The sequence below is a fragment of the Paraeggerthella sp. genome (assembly GCF_048427265.1).
Classification (GTDB): domain Bacteria; phylum Actinomycetota; class Coriobacteriia; order Coriobacteriales; family Eggerthellaceae; genus Paraeggerthella; species Paraeggerthella hominis.
Window position 1 is genome coordinate 1 of the sequence record NZ_DBFOSR010000130.1, and the last position, 3,142, is coordinate 3,142.

The 3,142-nt window shown below is 61.3% G+C and carries 2 protein-coding genes; one reads left to right on the plus strand and one right to left on the minus strand.

What is annotated here, in order from left to right:
- Nucleotides 1-24: 24 nt before the first annotated feature.
- On the minus strand, nucleotides 25-372 hold the full coding sequence (locus tag ACMNI9_RS11640; protein WP_418832278.1) for a hypothetical protein: 348 nt from the start codon (nucleotides 370-372) through the stop codon (nucleotides 25-27).
- Nucleotides 373-607: 235 nt separating this feature from the next.
- Between ACMNI9_RS11640 and asnB the strand changes: the two genes are divergently transcribed.
- Nucleotides 608-2,569 carry an asparagine synthase (glutamine-hydrolyzing) gene (gene asnB, locus ACMNI9_RS11645; protein WP_114567187.1) on the plus strand — a complete coding sequence of 654 codons (1,962 nt, stop codon included), beginning with the start codon at nucleotides 608-610 and terminating at the stop codon, nucleotides 2,567-2,569.
- The last annotated feature ends 573 nt before the right edge of the window (nucleotides 2,570-3,142 follow it).

Consider the following 3,142-nt stretch of genomic DNA (forward strand, 5'->3'; position numbering starts at 1 on the left):
GCGCTCCCGCGCCGCGCCGGTCCCTTATTGCATGTCGAAAGACATCAAGAAAAGTAGAAAGACCTGGATGGCGTTCATGCTTATCTGGGTGAAGAGGAGAAGGGTGCGCCCTCCGTGTGCGTCGGTGCCGTGTACAAGGCCCATCGCAGCTAGCTTGTCCATGAACGCGTACATGACGGCGAACAGTGCGCAGCAGCCCGTCATGAGGAAGCCCATTTCAAACGCTTCGTATTTGGAACCGATGAGGTCGACGCCGTTTGCGCCTATATGGAGCGGAACGGTATCGGGCATAGCGAACAGGACGGCGAGCCCTGTCGTGACAAGGGGGAGGGCGGCAAGTGCGATCATTGCGATCAGTCCAGAGCGTTTCATCGCTGTCCTTTGCTGCATGCGAGCTTTGAAGCCGACTCTTGAGCGGGATGCTTGGACTCAGGGTCGGCCGGTCTTGTTCTTCCAGTTTACGATAAATCGCTCGTTCTTGCGCTCCCTGCGGGTTTCGTGAAATGCAAGCAGGAGGGGAACGGGTGGCGTATTATATCGAACGTTAACGACGTAAACCCGTGCCGCGCGGACAAGGCGGCGCGTACGCAGGAGGAGAGCCAGCTACATGTGCGGATTCGTGGGATTCACCGCGGTCGACTACGACCAGGAGACGAACAAGGCCGTGGTCAAGGACATGGCGGATCGCATCGCCCACCGCGGGCCCGACGACGAGGGATTCTTCGTCACCGATGACATTGCGATGGGCTTTCGCCGCCTGTCCATCATCGACCTTGAGGGCAGCCGCCAGCCCATGCAGAACGCCGACGGCACCGTGACCGTCACGTTCAACGGCGAGATCTACAACTTCCAGGAGCTGCGCGCAGAGCTTGAGGCGCTCGGCTACGTTTTCAAGACCAACGGAGACACCGAGACTATCGTGCACGGCTACGAGGCGTGGGGCACCGGTGTGTTCGAGAAGTTGCGCGGGATGTTCGCCATCGCCATCTGGGATGCGCCGAACAAGCGCCTGGTGTGTGCACGCGACATCTTCGGCATTAAGCCGTTCTACTACCAGCATGCGGGCGACCGCCTGATCTACGGAAGCGAGATCAAGGCGTTCTTGGCGCACCCGGCGTTCAAAAAGGAACTCAACCGCGAGATGCTGCCGCAGTATCTGTGCTTCGAGTACATGAACGATTCCCAAACCATGTTTAAGGACGTGCACAAGCTTCTGCCCGGTCACTTCATGGTGCTCGAGAACGGCCAGCTGCGCACGGAATGCTACTACAAGATCACGTACAAGATCGATGACTCGAAGAGCCTGGAGGAATGGGCCGACGAGATCAACCGCGTGTTCGACGAGTCCGTGGCTGCGCACGAGATAGCCGACGTGGAGATCGGCAGCTTCCTGTCGGGCGGCATCGACAGCTCGCTGGCGGCGTACTGCATGGGGCAGCATGCGCCCGACATCAAGACGTTCTCGGTGGGCTACGACATCGGCTGCGAGGACAAGATGGCCGAGATCGCCGCTCAGTCCGATTTCGAGATCAAGCTCAACGAGCTGGACGATGCGACGGCGTTCGCCGAGTGGGCGAACCTGCCGAACTTCCAAACCCAGGTGAGCGCCCAGGAATTCCTGGACATCGTGCCCACCGAGCAGTACCACATGGACGAGCCGTTGGGCGCGCCCAGCGCCATTCCGCTGTTCTTCGTGAGCAAGCTGGCGCGCGAGCAGGTGAAGGTGGTGCAGTCGGGAGAGGGAGCCGACGAGTTGTTCGGCGGTTACTGGATCTATCATGACCAGTACGAATTCGAGAAGTACTTCAAGGTGCCGCGTCCTTTGCGCGCCGCCGCCGGCGCCGTGGCCGAGAAACTGCCGACGTTCCACGGCCGCCGCTTCGCCATGCGCGGGTCGGGCGGGCCGGAGAAGAGCTACCAGCGCGCCAGCATGAACTACATGTGGGACGAAATCCCCAATGTGCTGCGCAACTACGAAGGCCCCTGCAAACCGTGGGAGTGGTGCAAGCCGCACTTCGACGCCGTGGCGGACCAGGGCCTGGACATCATCACGCAGACGCAGTACGTGGACATGGTCAGCTATATGCCGTTCGACATCTGCCTGAAGGCCGACAAGATGTCCATGTCCCAGTCGCTTGAGCTGCGCGTTCCGTTCTTGGACAAGAAGGTGCTCGACGTGGCGCTGCAGCTGCCCACTGCCTGCCGCGTGACCGACGAGCACGCCAAGTACGCCCTGCGCGTGGCGGCGAGCAAGCTGGGCTTCCAGAAAAAGGTCGCGCACATGCCCAAGCAGCCGTTCATCACGCCGCTGACCGTGTGGCTGCAAACGGACGAGTACTACAACCGCATCAAGGAGGCGTTCACGGGGGAGGCCGCGCAGGAGTTCTTCAATGTGGATTATCTGGTGCAGATGCTCGATGACCACAAGTCGGCGGACTTCACCACGGTCGAGGGCCGCGGCAAGCTCAAGATGATGCGCATCTGGAACATCTACTGCTTCTTGTGCTGGTACGAGGTGTTCTTCGGCAAATCGAGCGAGAAGTTGGCTCCGAAGACGAACGTGGCGTAACGCTTCAAGATTTCGCACGTGAAAGGCCGCGGCACCCGATGGGCGTCGCGGCCTTTTTGTATGTACGGGTTGCAGGCGGACGGCGAAACGGAGCGGAGCGAAACGGAGCGGGACCCGCGTGCGCCGGAATCTCGCCGAGCGGAGGTCGCTGCGGCGGCTGGATCGGCTCCGGCGAACGTGTTTTTGCCGCCAAGCTTGTATCGAGAGGGACCGTGCGCACGAAAAACCGCCCTCGCTGGCAGGTTTTGACGGTTAGGGGTTGTCGATTCGGGCACCGCTTTCGCCGTCCCTTGGCTCGGGTTCCATCTTACCTGGTCACAGCGTTGAGCTGTTTCGCTGCGCTTACGCAGGCGCCCGGTACGCCGGATCAAACGACCCCTAACCGTCAAAAGCTGCCAGCGAGGGCGGTTTTTCGTGCGCACGGTCCCTCCCGATACGAGCTTGGCGGCAAAAGCACGTTCGCCGGAGCCGATCCAGCCGCCGCAGCGACCTCCGCTCGACGAGATTCCGGCGCACGCGGGTCCCGTTCCGTTTCGCTCCGCTCCGTTTCGCCGTCCGCCCGCAACCCGTACA